We start from the raw sequence: 20,111 nt of genomic DNA on the forward strand, positions 1-20,111 counted from the left end.
CAACAAATAAATCATCCTTGCTTTGATGCGATCGCACCTAACAAGGCTCTTTTAGCCCGCGCAGGCACCGCTTTGTCCGTGTAGCCCCAGGCTTGAGCCTGCGGGTTTTTTGAAGGTTTTATTTTTTGGAGTTCCCTAAGAGAACGACTGAAGTCGTTACTACGAACTAAGAGAACGACTGAAGTCGGGACGTTGAACTAAGAGGACAACTTTAGAAAATTATGAACCCCTGGGAGTGCGAGCATCTTGCTCGCTTTCTTTTATGACCATTAGAATTACTCTCGGGTCATGAGGAGCGATCGCCAATCTTCTAGGGCGGATTCAGGCCACATCCAGTCCGTTGCTAGGGCGTCGGGTTGGAAACTCAGGGGATCGGCGTTGAGGACGATTTTGCGGAGTTTAATGGCTTTATTCAGGACTTCCGCCTGATCGCCTGGGGGTAAGTTTGATGCAGAACGACTTAGGATTAGGGAAAATCCGGCATAAGCTGTTAGAGCATCATAACTTTCTAGGGGAGCAGATTCGGGGGTGGTGGAATTTTTTGCCCCGATTAAGGGCATTTTTTCGAGTATTTTTAAGGATTCCATCCAAGCATCTTCGGCTTTTTTGAAATTGCCATCGGCGTAGTAGGCAAATCCTAGAGCATTGTAATAGGTGGGATTATTGGGTTCTTGTTGGACGGCGCGAGTCCAATAGCGGCGGACATCATCCAGACTATATTTAGGATTGCCGGAGAGGACCGCTTGCCACGCGAGGCGACCCCAGAGGAAGGTGATACTGGAGTCAAATTTATGAGGTTCGGGAACGCCACTGAGTACCGCTTCGGCATAATTGAGGGCGCTGCGTTGGGGTTGGAGGAGTTCTTCGAGGGCTTTTTGACCGGCGATCGCATCCCCTTCGTTAAAGTAAGCAAAGGCTAATTTGCCGACTTCAGGGGTTTGTAATTGACTAAAATTGGCGTGATCTCCCGCAGATAAAGTAGACTCCAGGGCGATCGAAGCGGTGGGAGGGAATATGGCATTTTGTCCTGGGGTGGTAGCAGAAAAGCGAGTTTGCCCGGTCCAGAATCCGGCCCCAGCAATGGCGATCGCCACCGCTGCGCCGATCGCCACCCGCCATTTATACCCAAAAGATTTGACGGTGTTCAAGGCATTCTGACGCGGCTGAGTCAGAGGCGCATCCGTTGCCGGTAACGGCCAATTTTGGGCAGAGTAAGGGGGAGTCTTAGCCGTTGGGGGTAACTCCTCGGTGAGGGTTTCTTCGAGGATATCAAACGCCTTTTGGACTTGGCTGTTCTGACGATGCAGCGCATCGGTTTCGGGGTCAGTCTCACCCACCATTTCTCGGAACAACTCTGACACCACGGAGACGGCCTCATCCTCGTCGAGTTCGTCATACATGATATCTTCATAAACCCCTTCCAGGTCTCCCTCATCGAACAATTCCGGGTCATCCTCGGCAAACGCACTTTGCACCGTCATTGTTCCCGTGCGGGAGGGGGGGATGGTGGTGAAATCGAGAGCGTCGTGGGAGTGAGAAGTGCCAGGGGGAGAGAAGGGTGAGAGGGAACTGGCAGCAGCGATTTCCTGGGGAATCGGGGAGGTTTGACGGGGAAGCGGGCGATCGCCTCCGGTCGTGCGAGGATTCCCGGTGGCCTCTTGTGCCGAGGTGAGATATCCATCAAATTCCGGATGGAGATACAGCACAGGCAGCGCCCAGTAGAGTTCGTGAGACCCATAAGCAGACATCAACCCTTGTCTGGCGCGATTCAGACTCAGGTCTACGGGATACCCTTGTTTGATGTTGTAATAAAATAACCGGGTCAGGGTCAAGGCGACATCATCGGTGATCCGTTCCGCCATTGCCAGAACCCCGGGGACTCCCCGCTTGACCAGGGCCTCGGCTAGAGACCGTCTGCCGGTGGCATCGGTGGGGTCAGAACTGGCGGTATAAGCCCCGCGACAGGAGTTAAAAACGGCCATGCGAATCCCCGCATTGACTAACAATCCGGCGAGGTCATTGCCCGTGAGAACTTCGCTGAGGCCAGTTTTCCGGTTGACCAGATACAGTTCACCGCCACCGGCACCGACATCGCTATGACCGGAGTAATGTAAGACTTGGTAGTGATTTTGTTCTAAGGCGCGGGTGAGTTCTTCGCGGTTGGGTTGTTCCAGGATATCCAGTTGGATTTGTGGGGGTTTGCCAGTGACGGGAGTGCCACTGCGCCAACGCGCTTTGAGGTCTTCCTGGAGGTGAATTGCTTCCCGTTTCAGGGCGAGATTTTCCCGGTCGGTGGGTGCGGCCAAGACCATTAAAATTTTAACCCGATCGCCCGTATTTCCGGGGAGGGCGACAGGGGCGAGGGTGGGTTGATAGCGAGAAAATACCAGGTCTTTCCCCGTGGCGATCGCCCGGGTTTCTTCGTGAATCACCTCCCAAGGTAAACGAGGCAGGTGAGGGCCTTTGAGTCCTAGGCGTAATCGCAGCACATTCCCTTGGTTATGGGCGATCGCCTGGGCCGAAGTCATGCGATCGAGTAAGCTGCCTTGAAACAACGCCTGATACAGTTCCTGACCGAGTTCAACTAAGTTTCCTAAAGTAGTCCGTTCTGAATTGGCCGTTGGGGAGTTCGAGGAAGAATCGGGTCGATCATTTAAGCGCATCAACATCGATAATGGATCTTCCATTAGCTTAGTCGCTTGGCGCAACCATCCCTCTACCGGCCAGACCACTTGTTCCTCCGCTGGTAGCACGCCTTTGGGTGCTTGTTCGGTCCGTACCAGATACTTATCGTCCCCAACTGGGGTTACAGAAATATGTAATTCTTCAAATTTCTGGCTCACAGTTTCACTGCACTCCTGCTCACTGTTTATATGCTATCTCTTGGGCTGACCTGCGGTTCAGTGCAGGCTGGCCCCTTTATTTTTAACTCTTGTTTTAAGGGAATAAATGGGATAGTTGACTGGAAAAACCCACTACAAATGGGCAGATAGTCGCTCATTTTCCGGGTTTCTTCGGATGAGTTTATCCCCTATTTAAAGGGTGAGTTTATAGATGTGCCCTCAAAAATTTCCCCAAGTTAGAGGAACTTTATTTTGGATAGAGTCTTTCCGGATAGACGCAAACGAGGGGGAAAAGTTACCCGATGAAAGAAACTTTTTCATTCCCTAATCAAAATTGGCTGTTAACCCCCTAAACAATGACTGCAAAAATTTTCTGAGGAAATGCTGACAACTGTCCGGAATGCATGAGCTCTATCGAGAACAATAGAGTGGTAGATGCACCCTGATGGATATATCCCGGCACCAAAACGCCGGGAATTTTTTAAGCTTTTGGCCGTTAATCTGCTGACAATTGAGACATTCCACCGGGCGATCGGGTTAAAAAGAAGGGAGAATCAGCCCGCTGCAATTGCGGACTGTTCACCTCAAGCCTTCAACCCCAATCAATATTAAACGGGTTACAGATCTCCTGTACCTTGATCCGGTTAAGCTGAAAAATCTAAGAAGGATCAGATAATAGATGCACTCAAAAGTCGATCCCTAGTTGTTAGGAGCTAGGGATTTTTTTAGTGGGTTGTTGAGGAGCGATCGCATGAGTTGGGATCCTTCAGATGCACCCCTGAATCGCTCCTGAAAGCAGAATCCCTTCCCTTGATTGACGGGGCAGACACATCAGAACCCGATTAGCCCGAGAGGAACACACCCTAATTAACGTTTCCTCTCCCTTGCAAATGTAGTGACAGCCTGATGGCACAGGTTCGCTTTGTGCCTGCTTAATCTCTAGTCTAGCAATAATTTGTCCGGATTGCAGGGGGATCTCAAGAAGAAAGGAATGGTAGATGCACCCTGATTGACGTTTCCCGGCTCTTTTGAGCCGGTTTTTTTTTCTCAAAAATTTTGACCAACTTCAGTGCGAGGGTAACCCAAGGGTTAGAAACCGGGTTTCTTCACCAAATTTTTGGCGATTATCATAAATCTGGGTCAGAAACCCGGTTTCTTGTGCCTTTGACGGTGTACCCCAAGGGTTAGAAACCGGGTTTCTTTACAAAATTTCTCGCGATTATCATAAATCTGGGTCAGAAACCCGGTTTCTTGTGCCTTTGACGGTGTACCCCAAGGGTTAGAAACCGGGTTTCTTTACAAAATTTCTCGCTATTATCATAAATTTGGGGCAGAAACCCGGTTTCTTGTGCCTTTGACGCTGTACCCCAAGGGTTAGAAACCGGGTTTCTTTACAAAATTTCTCGCTATTATCATAAATTTGGGGCAGAAACCCGGTTTCTTGTGCCTTTGACGCTGTACCCCAAGGGTTAGAAGGTTTTTTTGTGCCTTTGACGCTGTACCCCAAGGGTTAGAAACCGGGTTTCTTTACAAAATTTCTCGCTATTATCCTAAATTTAGGTCAGAAACCCGGTTTCTTGTGCGTGGTACCCAATCGATGAAAAAGGCGCACCATTACATTAATGGTGCGCCTTTTTTAGATGAGTTATTTAGGGAATCTAATCCGAGGCGATCGCCTCAAAAGATTTCACCTCTAAAACTGGGCCAATCATAGCCATAGTCATCACATCATCGCGGACTTGACCTTTGACTTTGACCTTTTGACCCGCTTTTAACAAATCCGCCGGTGCCCCTTGATAAATCTCGTAGGTTTCACCGCTATCGGCAACCAATGCCCAAGCACCGGGTCCGATCTTTTTGCGTTCGATTGTCCCTTTTACATTAATACTCATGCAATTTGTCCCTCATCCTTCATGGCGAGACGGGCAAGTGCCAAGCACAAGAAGGCATTCACCAGTAAAAAGGCCCGGGCACCGATGCCACTGCCAATCCATAATAAGGTCGGGGCCGGTGCTAAAACCGCACTAATGCCTAGACAGGTGGCAATGCCAATGGTAGAACCGATCGCGAACCATTTCCATTGGGGATGTCCCAACAGCAACAGAATCAGAACCACCGGAATCGCGACACTGGCAAAAATCGGATTAAAGGCGCTACTTCCAGAAATAGCGGTTCCCAATTCTGGAATAGAACTGCCCAGGACACGGAAGGGCCACTGGGGTAAGTCATAGATATAAAATCCACGCAGGACGAATAATCCAGAACTTCCAGCAACCAATCCACTCGCCATACTCATCGTCCAACTGAAGGGGAAATACATCTTCAGTAACCAGGCAATCAGATAGGACCCGACGACCATTAAGACTTTTGGTAACAAGGCGTAGACGCCGCCATCAATCCAGAAACGGGGGTTGAGATAGCCGTTATCGCGCAACCAGCGGAAGAAGTCACTAAAGAAGTGACCAAAGTCAAATTGACCTGTTTTAGCTAGGGTTACCGCACTAGCGGCATCCAGATGTCCCGCCCCAAAGTGGTTGAGGGGGTCTTCTTTCACATCCCGCGCTGATTCTTTGAGGATTGCGGTAATTTTTTCCGGGTCCGTGACCCCAGAGGCTTTAATCAAAGCTGCGACACCGGCCACATGAGGGGCCGCCATGCTGGTGCCTTGATAAGCTTGAAAAGCAGAACCGGGAAGATTGGTATCGGGGTCAAAGGAGATGGTTTCTTGGAGGATACCGCCTTCGTCTCCTTTGCTGGTATCGCCACCGGGGGCAGAAATATCCACACCGGCCCCAAAGTTAGAGTAGGGGGCTTTTTGTCCGGTGGAATCGATCGCCGCTACTCCAATGACGTTGGTATAGCGGGCGGGATAGGAGGCACTGTTGCGTTCTTCGTTTCCAGCGGCAGCAATAATCACGACCCCTTTGTTATGGGCGTAGGCGATCGCCTCTTTCATGGCGTTACTTTCACCGCCACCCCCCAAGCTCATGTTAATCACATCGGCCCCGTTATCGGCGGCAAATTTGATTGCTTCGGCGATATCGGCCACGTTGCCGCCCCCACTGGCGCTTAAGACTTTCAGGGGCATGATGCTGGCTTCATAGGCGATTCCCGCGACGCCATAGCCATTATTGGTGGTTTGGGCGATGGTTCCCGCAACGTGGGTGCCATGTCCGTTATCATCATCGGCGAGTTCGCGATTGTTAACGAAATCGTATCCTTTGACAAATTTGGTATTTTTTAAGTCCGGAACGCGACTGACTCCGGTATCGATCACCGCGACGGTGATGCCACTGCCTTTGGTGTCACTCCAGGCTTTTTCTACGTTGATGCTGCGGAGATTCCACTGTTGGGCGTAGAATGGGTCGTTGGGAATATCGAGGGTTTGATATTCGTATGCGGGTTCAATGTATTCTGTGTATTGAGAAACCTCAGATTTTTTGAGGGTCTTGAGCAGTTCGCGATCGCCGTTGACGAGATAGAAGCGATCGTCCACGGAAAACTCAGAGTTGAGATGGGGGACCACGCCATACTCGGAGGCGACTGCGTTGATTTGTTGGTTGAGTTCGACTAGGGGCAAATCATCCCGAAAGTCGAGGACAATGGACTCGAAAGTGCCTTGATTGGCTAAACCCTTGAAGTTAAACAGGGCAAAGCTCAAACCCACTATAAATAAGGAGAGGAGCAGAAGTTTTTTCATAGAACTTTCCAGCGTAGCGCCAGTTATCTCACCACGATAACTCATCATTATCCGATTTTGGGGAAATGTTTCAGGATTTTAATCGAGTCTGAGGTCCAGGGGCAAAGGTTAAGGGGCGATCGCCCACCCTCTGGAACCCCCTAACCCTGGGGTTTCGTCCCCATTAAAGATTTGATGTCGAACTCCCTAAATTGCCGGGAATTTTTCCCTTAGACCCTCCCCTGGCAGGGTTCCCCATCTATGGCATTATGTAAACTGTTCCGTAACTCTTCTTTCTATATCATGCTCATGGCAAGTTACCCGGCCCAAAGTTTATTTCCTGGCTTTTTCCGAAGGATAATTGCAGCGACAATTGATTTTATTTTGATTGCATTGGTGTGGTTTTCTGTGGGATTAGAGCTTGATTTTTTACCAAATTTCGGTGAAAATAGTATCACATTTGTTGCTTTGGATGTTTCCAAATTTCTTATTGTATTTTTAGTTTTTATTATTTATTTTACCCTGTTAGAAGCAACCTTGGGTTGGACTCTGGGTAAGTTAATTTTTCAAGAAGAAGTCGTTACCTTACGGGGACGCCGACCTACTTTATTGCAAGCGCTGATCCGGAATCTTTTTAAACCTGTGGATATGCTCTTGCTCCTCGCCCCGTTGTTAATGTCTCCGAAAACCCAAACTTTGGGCGATCGCTATGCAAAAACCCTGGTGATTAATCGGGATGCTGGTGTTCCGGGCATTATTGTGGAAGACCGATATATTTTTACGTTTAAAAAAATAATTGGGATTATTTTGCTGTTGGTGAGTTTAGCGGGATTGGGGATAGGATTTTCAGTCATGAAAACCTATTTGCCCGAAATTCGGTCCGCGAATCAGGCGGCCCATGCCCATTTTATGCGCCTAGAAAAAGGCATTGCCATTAATCAAAATGTCCAGGCCGCTTATGAGAATGCTTCCAGTCAGCTTCGGTCTCAGATGACTTTGGAAGAATATCAACAAAGAATCCAAGAAAATCCAATTCTGCCGACTGCATTAGAAAGACGCAGAGAGATTGAGTTTAATCAATGGACATTTACAGAACAAGAGGGTCAGCAGGTAGCGGCAGTGGTTAAGGGCAATTTGGACAGTCTGTTTGAGATTGAGGTTAATTTGGCGAAAGAACAAAATCAATGGAAATTTGTGTCCGGGAATTTTACCCCGACTGCCCAGTAAGGGGCAACCCGCCACAGGGTAGTCGCCTCTCCATCCAGAAGGGACGGTCTGTTTTAAGGCAATTGGGACGCCAGAATAGCGCGAACTAACTCGCAAAACCCCTCAGATTCGGGTAAATCTGTCAGGTACGCCGGGTGATGGGTGAGGACGGGCAAATATTCAGCCAGATTGGCAACCCCTACGGACAAGGGAAAGAGGGTGTTGTCGAATAAACTCTCATCGTTGGGACTATCCCCCACCGTCATGACGCGATCGCCGCTGTAGTCGGGGAAGCAGTCGCCCAAAACCTGCATCAGGGCCACCGCCTTATCCTGCTTGTGGGGTTTGATATGACAATGAACGGTACTAAAGGTAAATCCCCAACCCAGTTGGGCACAGAGGTCCCTCAATCCCTGCAAATTGTCCGAGGTTAGTCCCGCCACATCAAAGGTCCAATCTGTGACTCGAAAGGGATTATCCTCAGTCTCTCGCAGGTGGGGAAATTCCGTCAACAGATGAGCAAATCCTGCCGCCAGTTGCTGCCGATGGGTTTTTAAATCAGCAATTGGAGTTAACAGGACGGGAGTCCCGTTGCTGGGGTAGAAGATCCCGCCATTTTCGGCGATCGCCCCCACCACCGGCAGATAACTGACTAACCCACTCACCCATCCGGCAGATCGTCCGGTGACAATCACCACCGCTACAGATGCTGCCGCTAATGCCTCCAATGCTTGTAACAAACCCGGGGTAAATTTCCCCTGTTGCGTCAGCGTCCCATCCAGATCCGTTGCCACCACTGCCACCCGTGGCAGGCTAGGATGGGTCTGAAGTTGAGATAACGGTAAAGATTTCATAAATTTCTGACTGTACTCTTTCATGACTGTGGGTTTTCCTTTAACATGAGACCAAGGGAAAGAAAAGGAGTCAACCCTTGGAGATGAATTCGTTTGCATTGAGTAGCGCAACTGCAAAAAGGGTTAAAATCCCCGTCAGATTTCGGTTGATTCAAATGGGAATTCCCTAGAATTTACTGGAGTTAATTCCGGGCAATCATGGCCTTTAAACGGGTTTAAACGCTTCAATGCAATGGGGAAAGCTGCCTCGAACAAGACCGGAGTGGTCAAAGCGAGTTCAATTCGCCACTTTAATAGGGACCAACTGCCGGACCGACAGAGTTGGCGGCGATCGCGCAGAATCCCCGGTTTTGGACCTGCGCTTTTCATCGCGGAGCAATTGCCCTAAACTACAGTAGAGTTCGCCATCAGAATCAGGTATAGCCCTGTTTCGTCGGTCTGGGGCATCATACAGAAGTTTTGGGATCGTCCTGGAGTTAAGGTGGGGTGTCATCCGGGGTGTAGACAGTCTTGACGCTGGATTTGCTTTTTTTGCCAATTCTGGAGTCCGATGCTTGGGAAAAATTACCCCTTTAGATCCAGCTTGTCAGCGAATCGTTAAGATAAAGTAAGAGTATTGCGATCGGTTCGGTTGATTTTGAGTATCCAGCAGTTGGCCGCAAAACGGACGAACATCTCCTAACCTTCTGTTTGAACTCTCAAGAGACAGACCCAAGATTCTACCCGACTTGACAACTCTCATCCGTGGCCTCCGATCCATGAGAAGGAGTGAAAAACTTGCGGGATGAATATCAAAGATGCCTTTGGGGGAACTCTATCAAAAAGTGCCGTTGTACCAGGGAAAGTCTATGTCAAGTCCTATTATCCTTGTCCAGCCTACCTTAGCTCAAGCGCCTGAAGCGAATGACTCCAAATTTCCCCTTTCATCGGATCAACTGTGGATGTCAATATCGGGGGGCCTTTTGCTGTTAATGATAGCATCTTTTCTGTTTCAAAAGATGCAAATGGACCAGCTCAAGAAAAAAATTAAATTTGATGAATTTAAAAATAAAGAGCTACAAAAGAAGCTGAAGCTCTCCCTCGAAACCATCACAAAAATGGAAAAAAATCCAGACCTGATTCACTCGCGGGAGTTTAACTTAGACTATCTGCGAATGAGGATGGAGGAAGAAAATTTCCACTTTGCTGTGGTGAATCAAATTAAAGTCAAGGTGAAAGAAAAAATCTCGGTTGCGCTGCGTCCGAATGCAGAAAACCGAGGGTCTGGGCGACAAGTGGATGAAATATTTGATGTGGAATATCATTTGGGTGAGGTAGCCAAATCGAAGAAAAGAGTCTTGTTTCGCATTCAAATTAAGTTAACAAAATTACCGACCCAAGCCACTTCAAAAACGATTAGCCAAATTATTGACTGTCTGGAAACCTATCTCAGTGCTAGGGATGATCACGACACCTGGCAACCGACGATTCAAGGTAGGGTGGCTTACATCCACTGGGATCAAAAAGCCAAACCAACCCCCTTGTTAGTCCTGGAACAATCGAATGAAGGGGTGAACGTCACGTTCCGGACGACAACCGCACGACGGGTCTCCGCCTCAGATACATCGAATACAGGCGCGATGACAGGGGCAACCTCGATGACGGGCGCAACCACGCGCCGGGGGAAAACCGGAACCAAGACGAAAACACCCGGAAATGCGGGCAAAAAACCGCGTCGTTAAAGGTGAAGGATGCAAGGCGGAGGTATATCCTGTTATGCAAGATTCTGAGTGGGGGATGCATCAGAGGGTCTGTGTTCAAAGCTATCAAAAATCCCCCCGTGCGATCGCCCGGTTGGGCAAGTTCACAAAGGTCGATTATTTTCCGGTGATGACCCTATCCCTTCCCTTCGTTGAGTCGTCCATCTTCCATCTGAACGATGCGATCGGCAATGTCTAAAATTCGGGGGTCATGAGTCACCAACAAGATAGTACAACCTTGTTCTTTTGCCAAACGTTGCATCAGTTCTACCACATCTCGACCGGATTTACTATCCAATGCAGCGGTGGGTTCATCGGCTAAAACCAATTGAGGATGACTCGCTAATGCACGGGCGATCGCTACCCGTTGTTTTTGTCCCCCGGAAAGGTTTTCGGGATAATAATCCACCCATTCCCTTAATCCCACCGACTCTAACATCGCCGTCGCTTGGGCTTTCATTTTGCTCTCCTCCCCGGGTTGAGAATGCAAATCCAGGGACATTTGAACATTTTGTCTTGCGGTTAAACAGTTTAACAAGTTATGGGCTTGAAAAATATACCCAATATTCCGGCGAACTTGCACCAATTTGTTCTGATTCGCCCCACAGAGTTGTTGATTGCACACTTTCAGACTCCCTTCTTGGGTCGATCGCAACCCTCCCATTAAGGTTAACAAAGTGGTTTTTCCCGAACCCGATGGTCCAGTCATTAAGACAATTTCTCCCGAATAAATCGTTAATTTAATCTCAAATAAAATCTGTTTTCGCAGAGACCCTTTTCCAAAATAATGATTGACGTTTTCAATTTCTACCACCGCAGTGGGCCGGGAAGAAACCGTTTGAGCGTTGAAACTGGAGGCGGGATTAACATTCATAATCAGTTGAATTATTAGCTGTTCCAAATTTAGGGGAAACGCGGACTAAAAAATATCTGCCGGGTCGGCATCGCGCAATTTCCGCAAGGCGACTGCCCCGGAAATGGCGCACATAATCAAGGTGAGAACCAAAACCAAAACTGCGCGTTCTGGGGTCATGGCAATGGGTAAACTGGTAGCATTGCGCGTTAAAGTATATAATAAAAATTTGGCGATCGCAAAGGCCGGAATATACCCCAAAATGGCTAAAATCACCGCTTCTTGTAATACAACTCCCACAAAGTACAAATCCGCATATCCCATCGCCTTGAGGGTGGCATATTCCGCCAAATGACTGGCAACATCGGTATATAAAATCTGATAAACGATCGCAATCCCCACCATAAACCCCATAATCGTCCCCAGGGTAAACACGAACCCGATCGCCGTCCGAGTCCTCCAATAATTCTGTTCACGCTCAATAAACCCTTGATGACTCAGGACCAGCACATCCTGGGGTAAGCGAGACTGAATTTGAGCGATGACTGCTTCCACATTCGCCCCGGGTTTCAAATGAATTAACCCTACATCCACCTCATGAATACTCCGCCGTTTAAACAATCTTAAAAACGTTAATTCACTGGTAATCAAACTACCATCGGCCCCAAAAGAAGCACCCAAACTAAACAATCCCCGGACTTCAATTCTCCGCCCGCCTACTTCAGTTTTCACCCGCTGACCTTCTTGCAACAGTTGCGGAATCGGTCCGAATTCTGGACGAGCATCTCGGTCAAATAGTCCAATATCTAAGCGCTTAATTTCATCTAATTTTGCAGTAACTTCTGGCATTTTAAACGGTGATTTCGTCGGGTCAATCCCTAACACTAAAATCGAGCGATCGCTTTTATTCACCGGATTTTTCCAAGTCCCGATCGCCAGATACAACGGACTGACTCCTTGCACTTCCGGGACTGCCAAGGTTTGGTAGAGGCGACGTCGGGAAAAAGACTGCATGGAAATCAACGCTTGCGATCGCGGACTGATTAACACGATATCTCCCGTCAAACTCTGGTGCAACCGAGTCGAACTATCAAACAGGGCATCGCGAAAACCCAACTGCATAAACATCAAAATATCTGCAAACGCAATCCCGGCGATCGCCACCAATAGGCGACTTTTTTCCCGAGACAATTGTAACCAAGCTAAAGGAATTTTTCTAAACATCATGATCGTGCTAGTTTACTCGGGAGTGGTTACAGGTAAATCTAAGGGACTGGAAGGACTGCTGGGAACCGTGGGTAAAGACATGGTGGCAATAATCACCTCCACTTGTAAATTGGTTAACCCGGAAACCCGTTGACTGTCATCGGGGTCGAGGCGAATTTTCACTTCCACCACTCGGGCATCGGTATCCGCCGTCGGGTCCGTATCCAGAACATCTTTTTTGCCAATTTGTAACCCGATGTGATCCACAGTCCCGAATAATTCTCCATCCACCGCCTGACTGGTAATGGTCACCCGTTGACCCAAGCGCACATAGCGAATATCGGTTTCATACACCTCAGCCACCACGAACATTCGGTCCGTTTGCGCGATCGCCATAATGCCTTGATCTTGAGCAATACTTTCCCCGGGTCGCGTTTGAATCGCCAGCACTTGACCGTCAATCGGTGAGCGCACATAGGCTTCATCCAGACGCGCCTGGGCTTCGACTTCTGCGGCGATCGCACTATCCACCTCCGCCTCCGCCAGTTGCACATCCACGGTTCGCACTTCGGAAATACTCTCTAAAATCGATTGGGCTTCCTGGAGTTGCTGTTCCCCCGTCGCCCGAATCCGATCGCGAGTGACGATCGCCTCATTGAGTTGTTCCCGACCCACGTTTTGGAGTTGTTCCTGTTTCACTTCTGCCTCACTCAGTTCCGCTTGACCCGTGCGATCCAGTTGATTTAACACCGCTTGTTCTTCCTGCAATTGTTCTGCTGCCGTGGCCCGGACTCGTTGCAAATTGGTCACCGCCTCTTCTATTTGTTTCCCCACGGTCCCCTCAATTTTAGTGAGAGTGGCCCGGGCTTCCTCCAGGAGTTTCGCCCCGGTTTCGTTAATTTTTTCTAAGGTGGCAGTCGCTTCTAACTGCTGCTGACGAGTGGTGCGATCGAGTTCTTCAAGTCTGGCATTCGCCGCTTTCACCTCTTGCAGCGCAACTTCCACATCCAGGCGTTTAGTATCATAAACCGAGGCACTAATCGCACCTTCCTGGTAAAGTTGCTCGTAGCGTTGGAACTCTATCCCCGCATTTTGGAGTTTCGCCTGCAATTGGGAAATGAGCGCTTGTTGTGCGGCGATTCTCTCATCACGTTCCGCTTGCAAGCGGGCGATTGTAGCTTGTTGTGCGGCGCGATCGCCTTGAATCTGCGCTTCTAAGCGAGAAATTGTCGCTTGTTGGGCCGCCCTTTGACCTGTGAGTTCGGCTTGCAAGCGGGCGATCGTCGCCTCTTGAGTTAAAATCTGACCCTGGAGTTCCGCCTGTAATCGAGAAATCCCGGCTTCCCTAGCGGTAACATTTCCCTCTAATTGGGCGGAAACCCGGTCAATGGTCGCCTCTTGTGCGGCGAGATCGCCTTCCACCTGAGCACGAAGACGAGCGATGGTGGCATCCTGAACCGCCAGATCCCGGGGAATCTGAGCCTGTAAGCGGGCGATCACCGCTTCTTGGGCGGCAATCTCACCACTTTTGGCCCCGGCTTTGACTTGTGCTAATTTCGCTTGGGCGATTTTTACCTGTTGTTTCGCTTGGTCGAGTTGTGCGCTCAGGCGATCGCGACTGTCTAAAATGGCGATGGTTTGATCTGCACGCACGCGATCGCCTTCCTCAACTAATAATTGTCCCAATCGGTCTCCCTGCATGGCGTTGGGTGCAGAGACTTCAATCACTTGGGAAGCCGGTTCTACTCGTCCCAAGGCACTCACATATTGCAGAGGGGGAGGGGTGTCAATGGGGGTAGGAGTTCCGCTTTCGGGAGTTATGGGTCGGGTCTGTAATAATGTGTAAATCGAATATCCCCCAATGGCGATCGCCGCTATCACGAGAACTAAGGTCACCCAGGGGGGAAGGAAGCCCACTCGTTCTAGGGGGGTCCTCCCCGCCTTGGCCTGAGTCTTCAAGGATGCATCGGCGACCGGAACAGAGGGCGCAGTAAATTGGCGATCGGGTTTTTTATCCTTGTCTTGGACAGACTCATGACCCATGATGACTTAATAATACCGATTTAGGGCTTAGGGTTGAGAGGCAAACCGCTCTTTCTCGATTGATTGTATAGGATTTTGACTCTGCGGTGACCCGCAATGGGTCAAAATCTCCAGTTTTCCTCTGGAGATTTAATCTCATCCGTTGCCATAGCAACCCTTAACACCCGGTTTCAGTCGGGAAACCGGGTGTGCGATCGCGCTCAATCCCCTCCGGGGTTAGAATTAAGCACTCAATTGCGCGATCGCCTTGGCAATGGTTGCTAATGCTTCATCCACTTCTGACTCGGTAACAATCAGAGGCGGAACAAACCGCACCACTTTCGGTCCTGCGGGAACCAGTAATAATCCGGCTGCCATTGCTGCTTTGACAATCTCAATCGAAGTCATTTCGGTTTCGGCAGAGAGTTCCAAACCATTAATTAGTCCCCAACCGCGCACCTCAGCAATTAGATTGGGATATTCAGTGGCGATCGCCTCTAATCCCTGGCGTAATTGTTCCCCCCGTTGTGCGGCATTGGCTAACAAATTCTCCTGTTCCAAAGTTTGACAGACTGTGAGGGCCACCCCACAGGCGAAGGGATTCCCGCCATAAGTGCTGGCATGATCGCCGGGTTGGAACACATTACAACTGGATTTACATAATGTTGCCCCAATTGGGATTCCACCGCCTAATCCTTTCGCTGAAGTAAAGATATCCGGTTCGATGCCGAGGTTTTCATATCCCCACAGCTTCCCAGTCCGGCCCATTCCCACCTGTACTTCGTCTAAAATCAGTAAAATGCCTAAGTCATCGCAAATTTGGCGGACGGCTTGGAAATAACTCACATCCCCAGGACGGACTCCCCCTTCTCCCTGTAGCGCTTCCAGGAGAATGGCCGTAACTCGGCGCTTTTCTCCCCCATCGAATTCGGCGACTGCGGCTTTGATGGCCTCAATATCATTAAACGGCACATAAGCAAAGCCCGGTACTAACGGGTCGAAATTCTTCTGATATTTGGGTTGACCCGTGGCGGTAATTGTGGCGAGGGTGCGTCCGTGGAAACTGGCATGGGCGGTTAAAATCACCGGGTCATCGATGTTTAATACGGTGTGAGCGTATTTGCGGGCGAGTTTGATGGCACCTTCATTCGCTTCTGCACCGGAGTTACAGAAAAACACGCGATCGGCGCAGGAATGCTCCACCAACCATTGGGCTAACGCGCCCTGTTCGGGAATATAATACAAGTTGGAAACATGGTGCAGTTTTTGGATTTGTGCCGTCACCGCCTGGACCATTGCTGGGTGCGCGTGTCCCAAGGTACAGGTGGCAATCCCGGCCACAAAATCCAGGTATGCTCGCCCTTCGGTATCCCAAACACGGCATCCCTGACCCCGTTCTAGGGCCAGGGGAAAGCGTCCGTAGGTGGTCATCACCGCTGCATCAAACTCCGCAGGGTCAAAAACAGACGGGTTCTTTTCAAGGTTGGGCTGGGAAATGAGGGTTTCTGGACTCACTACTTTCTCCTATTTTCCTGAGTTGTTACGCGGGTTGGCTGCGACCCGCCTAGAATTACATTTTATCCTAGCTAACTCCTGGTCTTTTTTCAGTGAAGAAGAGTAAACTTTTCCACCCTTTCTCTGACTCGATTGGGGAGCCAGCTTTTATAAAGATTCCTCAAAATGGGCTTGACTTTTCCGGTAATTCTTGTTAATTTTACAATGGGAAAATATGCCGTCCTATTATAGGTAATCAAGAAAAGAAAAGGCTGAGAGAATCAAACGAGGTAGGGTTCGGATTCTACAATATTTTTTAAGAAGTTAAGCATTGGCGGTGCAATCCGTGAGATTGCAGGGGGTCCCTAGGGCCAAGGGAAATTACGAAGGGCAGGGAAATGTCAGGGTTCCCTGACTCTCTGGCCCTGAGATGGGGAGGGCGATCGGACCCGAATATCACGATGGACCCACCTCTGGTTCCTTTTTTTGAGAGGCGATCGATCCATTGACCCCGGTCCGCGATCATTGCTGACGACCGGAGGAGTTTTCAGGGATATGGTACAGTATTCAGGGTCCCTAACTCTAGGTTTCCATCCGGGTTTTTGTAGCGATCGCCACCTTAGACCCATTGTCCATGAGTTTCCTCCAAATCGTGATGGGATTAATGACTAGCAGAACCCCTTTTCCACATCTTCTTTCCCAACTAGAATCGGGGACATCCATGCCATCAGGACGAGTTGAGGAATTAGCGATCGTTCTGATTATTCTATTATTAGTCGCTACTTTTGTTGCAATTTTTTCCCGCAGATTTAAAATTCCCTACGTCACCGGGTTAGTCTTAGCGGGTTTAGCTATCACCCAATTTTTACCCGGGAACATTGGCTTAGATTCTTCGTTAATTTTAAACCTGTTCTTGCCCATTTTAGTCTTTGAAGCCGCGATTAATACCGATATTAGTCGGTTACGCAGTACAAGAATTCCCATTGCCTTGTTAGCTGGTCCGGGCCTGATTGTTTCTTTTGGAGTCACCGGACTGGTGGTTAAATTCGGCTTAGGATTAGACTGGATTCCTGCCTTATTAGTCGGCGTCATTTTAGCCGTTACCGATACCGTGTCAGTCATTGCAGTCTTTAAAGAGGTTTCTGTTCCCAGTCGGTTATCGACCATCGTCAATGGCGAGAGTCTGTTTAATGATGGGGTCGCCTTAGTCATCTTCACCCTGTTGGTAAACCTTCAAATAATGGGGAGTTTTTCCTTCGTTAATGGACTGCAACAACTTTTTATTGTGATTTTGGGCGGGACCGTAATTGGGGTAATGGTGGGCTATTTAAGTAGCGGATTGTTGGCCCGTTATGATGATGGTCTGACCAGTATTTTACTCAGCGTTGCCGTAGCGTTAGGAACGTTTCAACTTGGGCAGTTACTTGGCGTATCTGGAGTCGTTGGTGTTGTCGTTGCAGGCTTGTTAGTGGGCAATATTGGTATCAAACAGACCGCTTCAGCCTCGAATCGGATTGCCCTCTATAGTTTTTGGGAATATGCGGGATTTGGGGTGAATACGTTTATTTTTTTGTTGATTGGTTTAGAAATCAATCCCCTCACCCTTTGGAATACTTTGCCAGCCGTTCTGTTAGCCATTGTCGCTTACCAATTGGGGCGTTTACTGTCGGTTTATCCGTTATTAGCCCTTCTGCAATGGGTTGACCGTCCCATTCCGCTGCGGTGGAAGCACGTTTTATTTTTGGGGAATATTAAAGGGTCATTGTCAATGGCGATGGCTTTAACATTACCCGCAACATTAGAGGGCAGGTCCCAATTAATTGCCCTGTTGTTTGGGACGGTTTTACTCTCTTTGGTAGGACAGGGATTAAGTTTACCCTGGTTGGTCAAACGGTTGAATATTCAGGAGATTTCCGCTTTTCGCCAGAAGATTCAGGAATTACAAGCGCAATTAATGGCGGCTAAAGCGGCTCAAGAAGAGTTGAATAATCTTCTCAAAGCGGGGGTTTTGCCTAAGTCGATTTATGAGGAAATGCGGGCTTCCTATCAGGTCAAAATTGCCTGGGCAGAGAAACAATTGCGGGATATTTATAATATTCGCCCTGAGAATGCGGAGGTGGGCGATCGCGGGAAATTGGATGCAGTCTGGCGGCAAGTCTTGCTGGCAGAGAAAAGCGCTTTAAACGCCGCCCTCCGCAAGCAAATTTTATCCGAAGAAATTGTTCAGAAGCAGGTGAATGATTTGAATCAACAATTATTAAAATTAGAAGATGATTAAACCGACCCTTTCATGAAATCAATCATTTGGTGGAGACAATTTTGTTTGGTCACAATCAGAATAGTCGAGTGCAATTCAATTACCGTACTCCCGTTGGGAATGACTAAATCACTATGGGGATAAGGTTGATAACCAATAATCAGAGACCCTTGAGGAAAGCGGGGGTCTCGGGCAATCTCCGCCAAACTGCGCCCGATCGCCTGAGAATTATCCGGAATCGACAGTTTGAGCACTTCAATTTGCCCTTGTTCAAAATGCATCATCGATTCCACTTCCGGATACTCGATCGCATTCGCCATCGTCGTCACCGCCAATTCTACCGTACTAATAATATGGGTCGCCCCCGCAATCCGATAGGGTTGTTCAAAATCCCGATGGCGCATTCGGACGAGAATTTCCGAAACCCCATAATATTTAGCCAAAGCAACCATTGCTAAATTCAAAGCATCATTTCGCAACATCGCCGCCACGGCATCCGCTTTGCGAATCCCCGCTTCTAACAACAACTCTGTACTTACCGTACTGCCTTCAAACGCCATCACGCCGAGTTGTTCGCGAGCATAATGACAGGCTGTTGGGTCAACATCTATCAGGGCGATCGTATGTCCGAGTTCTGTCAATCTTTCCGCTAAATTGAGTCCCAGTAACCCTGCGCCCCCAATAATAATGTACATCAGTCTATCCCCCTAGTTTGAATGTGATTCATCTTTAGCATGAGCCGGATTTCACCCCGTTGTCAATGCTCAATCTCGCTCGTAACTTTATCCGACTTTAGTTATAAAAAATGTGGTTAGTTCTGTGAAGTCAAAGCAACTTATTCAGTTCAGCAACGAAATCAATCAAAAATATCGACGAATTCGCCAAGAATTAATTGGGGGTGTAGTCGCCCTCGTGTTCGTCTTGTTAATCGGGATCCTCTGGTATCGACTGGTGGAGGGATGGCGATGGGTCGATAGCGCCTATATGACGGCGATTACCCTCTCTACCGTGGGATTTATGGAAATTCACCCCCTCGGCGATCGCGGGCGCTTATTTACCATTTCCTTGATTGCAATGGGATTGGTGAGCATCGGCTATATCGTCAACCGCTTTACAGAAGCTATTATTGAAGGATATTTCCAAGATGAACTCAAAAGTAGAAGACAGCGACGCTTGATAGAAACATTAACTGAACATTACATTATTTGTGGATTTGGTCGCACGGGTCGGCAGATTGCCTCTGAGTTCAATGCCGAAAACATTCCCTTTTTGGTGATTGACGCGAATGGTGAGGTAATTCAACAGGCGCAGCAACTGGGGTATATTGCCATTCAAGCGGATGCCACGGTGGATGCCACCTTGTTAGAGGTAGGCATTGAACGGGCAGTCTGTTTGGTAACGGCGATGCCATCGGATGCGGAAAATCTCTATACCTTAATTTCTGCCAAAACATTAAACCCGCAAATTCGAGCTATTTCCCGCGCCAATAGTGAGGAAGCGGTGCAAAAATTACAGCGCAGTGGTGCCGATGCGGTGGTTTCTCCCTATATTACTGGGGGGAGACGGATGGCAGCAGCAGCGTTGCGACCCCAGGTGATGGATTTTGTGGATGGAATTATTGCCGGTGCCGATCGCACCTTTTATTTAGAAGAGTTTTTGATTGATGCCGAGAGTTGTCCCCTAGTCGGAGACAGTTTGCACGATGCCAAACTGCGATCGCACTCCGGTGCACTGGTCCTCGCCATTCGCCGCGCTGATGGACATCTCATCGGTGGCCCCACCGCCGATACCGTTCTGATGGTGGGAGATACCCTAATCTGCATGGGAACCAGCGAACAACTCCGCCTCCTTAACCAAATCCTCAGTCCCCTCAAGTTGAAATTACCTCGTATTCGGAAGCAACCGCCGATGTGGGAGTAGGGATGGGGGAGATGGGGGAGATGGGGAGGATGGGGGAG

General features: G+C 48.9%; 15 protein-coding genes. 5 read left to right on the forward strand and 10 right to left on the reverse strand.

The window, feature by feature from the left end; genetic code table 11:
• Positions 1 to 275 precede the first annotated feature (275 nt).
• From NG833_RS23175 to NG833_RS23185, 3 genes are all read right to left on the reverse strand, one after another.
• Entirely contained in the window at positions 276 to 2,843 is a 2,568-nt protein-coding gene (locus NG833_RS23175; RefSeq protein WP_254567638.1) for a CHAT domain-containing protein, read from the reverse strand.
• A gap of 1,658 nt (positions 2,844 to 4,501) precedes the next feature.
• A complete protein-coding gene (locus tag NG833_RS23180) occupies positions 4,502 to 4,735 on the reverse strand; it encodes a hypothetical protein (protein ID WP_254567639.1) in 234 nt (77 codons plus the stop codon).
• On the reverse strand, positions 4,732 to 6,543 hold the full coding sequence (locus NG833_RS23185; protein WP_254567640.1) for a S8 family peptidase: 1,812 nt from the start codon (positions 6,541 to 6,543) through the stop codon (positions 4,732 to 4,734). Before NG833_RS23185 ends, NG833_RS23180 begins: the two co-directional genes overlap by 4 nt.
• Positions 6,544 to 6,831: 288 nt before the next feature.
• Between NG833_RS23185 and NG833_RS23190 the strand changes: the two genes are divergently transcribed.
• Positions 6,832 to 7,749 carry an RDD family protein gene (locus tag NG833_RS23190; RefSeq protein ID WP_254567641.1) on the forward strand — a complete coding sequence of 306 codons (918 nt, stop codon included), beginning with the start codon at positions 6,832 to 6,834 and terminating at the stop codon, positions 7,747 to 7,749.
• Positions 7,750 to 7,802: 53 nt separating this feature from the next.
• On the opposite strand, the gene NG833_RS23195 is transcribed toward NG833_RS23190, so the two are convergent.
• On the reverse strand, positions 7,803 to 8,606 hold the full coding sequence (locus tag NG833_RS23195; protein ID WP_375293940.1) for an HAD-IIB family hydrolase: 804 nt from the start codon (positions 8,604 to 8,606) through the stop codon (positions 7,803 to 7,805).
• Between the two features lie 111 nt (positions 8,607 to 8,717).
• Positions 8,718 to 8,951, reverse strand: coding sequence for a hypothetical protein (locus NG833_RS23200; protein WP_254567642.1), 234 nt, complete (start codon positions 8,949 to 8,951; stop codon positions 8,718 to 8,720).
• 479 nt (positions 8,952 to 9,430) lie between these two features.
• Here NG833_RS23200 and NG833_RS23205 point away from each other — a divergent pair, with 479 nt between their 5' ends.
• Positions 9,431 to 10,303: a hypothetical protein gene (locus NG833_RS23205; RefSeq protein WP_254567643.1), complete on the forward strand. Its 873-nt coding sequence runs from the start codon at positions 9,431 to 9,433 to the stop codon at positions 10,301 to 10,303.
• A gap of 154 nt (positions 10,304 to 10,457) precedes the next feature.
• Here the strand turns inward: NG833_RS23205 and NG833_RS23210 are convergent, their stop codons facing one another.
• From NG833_RS23210 to NG833_RS23220, 3 genes are read right to left on the reverse strand one after another with little or no spacing between them, the layout of a single operon-like run.
• Positions 10,458 to 11,195 carry a DevA family ABC transporter ATP-binding protein gene (locus tag NG833_RS23210; RefSeq protein WP_254567644.1) on the reverse strand — a complete coding sequence of 246 codons (738 nt, stop codon included), beginning with the start codon at positions 11,193 to 11,195 and terminating at the stop codon, positions 10,458 to 10,460.
• A gap of 45 nt (positions 11,196 to 11,240) precedes the next feature.
• Positions 11,241 to 12,401, reverse strand: a complete 1,161-nt coding sequence (gene devC / locus NG833_RS23215; RefSeq protein WP_254567645.1) for an ABC transporter permease DevC — start codon at positions 12,399 to 12,401, stop codon at positions 11,241 to 11,243.
• A 12-nt stretch (positions 12,402 to 12,413) separates the two neighbouring features.
• Entirely contained in the window at positions 12,414 to 14,423 is a 2,010-nt protein-coding gene (locus NG833_RS23220) for an efflux RND transporter periplasmic adaptor subunit (protein WP_254567646.1), read from the reverse strand.
• A gap of 96 nt (positions 14,424 to 14,519) precedes the next feature.
• On the opposite strand from NG833_RS23220, the gene NG833_RS23225 reads away from it, so the two are divergent.
• On the forward strand, positions 14,520 to 14,687 hold the full coding sequence (locus NG833_RS23225; RefSeq protein WP_254567647.1) for a hypothetical protein: 168 nt from the start codon (positions 14,520 to 14,522) through the stop codon (positions 14,685 to 14,687).
• Here the strand turns inward: NG833_RS23225 and NG833_RS23230 are convergent.
• Positions 14,646 to 15,917, reverse strand: coding sequence for an aspartate aminotransferase family protein (locus NG833_RS23230; RefSeq protein ID WP_254567648.1), 1,272 nt, complete (start codon positions 15,915 to 15,917; stop codon positions 14,646 to 14,648). The genes NG833_RS23225 and NG833_RS23230 overlap by 42 nt on opposite strands.
• A gap of 700 nt (positions 15,918 to 16,617) precedes the next feature.
• Between NG833_RS23230 and NG833_RS23235 the strand changes: the two genes are divergently transcribed.
• A complete protein-coding gene (locus tag NG833_RS23235; protein WP_254567649.1) occupies positions 16,618 to 18,174 on the forward strand; it encodes a sodium:proton antiporter in 1,557 nt (518 codons plus the stop codon).
• On the opposite strand, the gene NG833_RS23240 is transcribed toward NG833_RS23235, so the two are convergent.
• A complete protein-coding gene (locus NG833_RS23240; RefSeq protein WP_254567650.1) occupies positions 18,171 to 18,848 on the reverse strand; it encodes a TrkA family potassium uptake protein in 678 nt (225 codons plus the stop codon). The genes NG833_RS23235 and NG833_RS23240 overlap by 4 nt on opposite strands.
• A 124-nt stretch (positions 18,849 to 18,972) precedes the next feature.
• Here NG833_RS23240 and NG833_RS23245 point away from each other — a divergent pair, with 124 nt between their 5' ends.
• Positions 18,973 to 20,073, forward strand: coding sequence for an NAD-binding protein (locus tag NG833_RS23245; RefSeq protein WP_254567651.1), 1,101 nt, complete (start codon positions 18,973 to 18,975; stop codon positions 20,071 to 20,073).
• The last annotated feature ends 38 nt before the right edge of the window (positions 20,074 to 20,111 follow it).

This window comes from Oscillatoria sp. HE19RPO (genome assembly GCF_024220515.1).
Classification (GTDB): domain Bacteria; phylum Cyanobacteriota; class Cyanobacteriia; order Cyanobacteriales; family Laspinemataceae; genus Laspinema.

What these genes read in the sequence shown, in the direction of transcription:
- NG833_RS23235 (WP_254567649.1), top strand. Translation starts at nt 16,618, where the DNA reads ATGCCATCAGGACGAGTTGAGGAATTAGCGATCGTTCTGATTATTCTA.
- NG833_RS23205 (WP_254567643.1), top strand. Translation starts at nt 9,431, where the DNA reads ATGTCAAGTCCTATTATCCTTGTCCAGCCTACCTTAGCTCAAGCGCCT.
- NG833_RS23210 (WP_254567644.1), bottom strand. Translation starts at nt 11,195, where the DNA reads ATGAATGTTAATCCCGCCTCCAGTTTCAACGCTCAAACGGTTTCTTCC.
- NG833_RS23225 (WP_254567647.1), top strand. Translation starts at nt 14,520, where the DNA reads ATGGGTCAAAATCTCCAGTTTTCCTCTGGAGATTTAATCTCATCCGTT.
- NG833_RS23185 (WP_254567640.1), bottom strand. Translation starts at nt 6,543, where the DNA reads ATGAAAAAACTTCTGCTCCTCTCCTTATTTATAGTGGGTTTGAGCTTT.
- NG833_RS23200 (WP_254567642.1), bottom strand. Translation starts at nt 8,951, where the DNA reads ATGAAAAGCGCAGGTCCAAAACCGGGGATTCTGCGCGATCGCCGCCAA.
- NG833_RS23240 (WP_254567650.1), bottom strand. Translation starts at nt 18,848, where the DNA reads ATGTACATTATTATTGGGGGCGCAGGGTTACTGGGACTCAATTTAGCG.
- NG833_RS23190 (WP_254567641.1), top strand. Translation starts at nt 6,832, where the DNA reads ATGGCAAGTTACCCGGCCCAAAGTTTATTTCCTGGCTTTTTCCGAAGG.
- NG833_RS23220 (WP_254567646.1), bottom strand. Translation starts at nt 14,423, where the DNA reads ATGGGTCATGAGTCTGTCCAAGACAAGGATAAAAAACCCGATCGCCAA.
- NG833_RS23180 (WP_254567639.1), bottom strand. Translation starts at nt 4,735, where the DNA reads ATGAGTATTAATGTAAAAGGGACAATCGAACGCAAAAAGATCGGACCC.
- NG833_RS23195 (WP_375293940.1), bottom strand. Translation starts at nt 8,606, where the DNA reads ATGAAAGAGTACAGTCAGAAATTTATGAAATCTTTACCGTTATCTCAA.
- devC (WP_254567645.1), bottom strand. Translation starts at nt 12,401, where the DNA reads ATGATGTTTAGAAAAATTCCTTTAGCTTGGTTACAATTGTCTCGGGAA.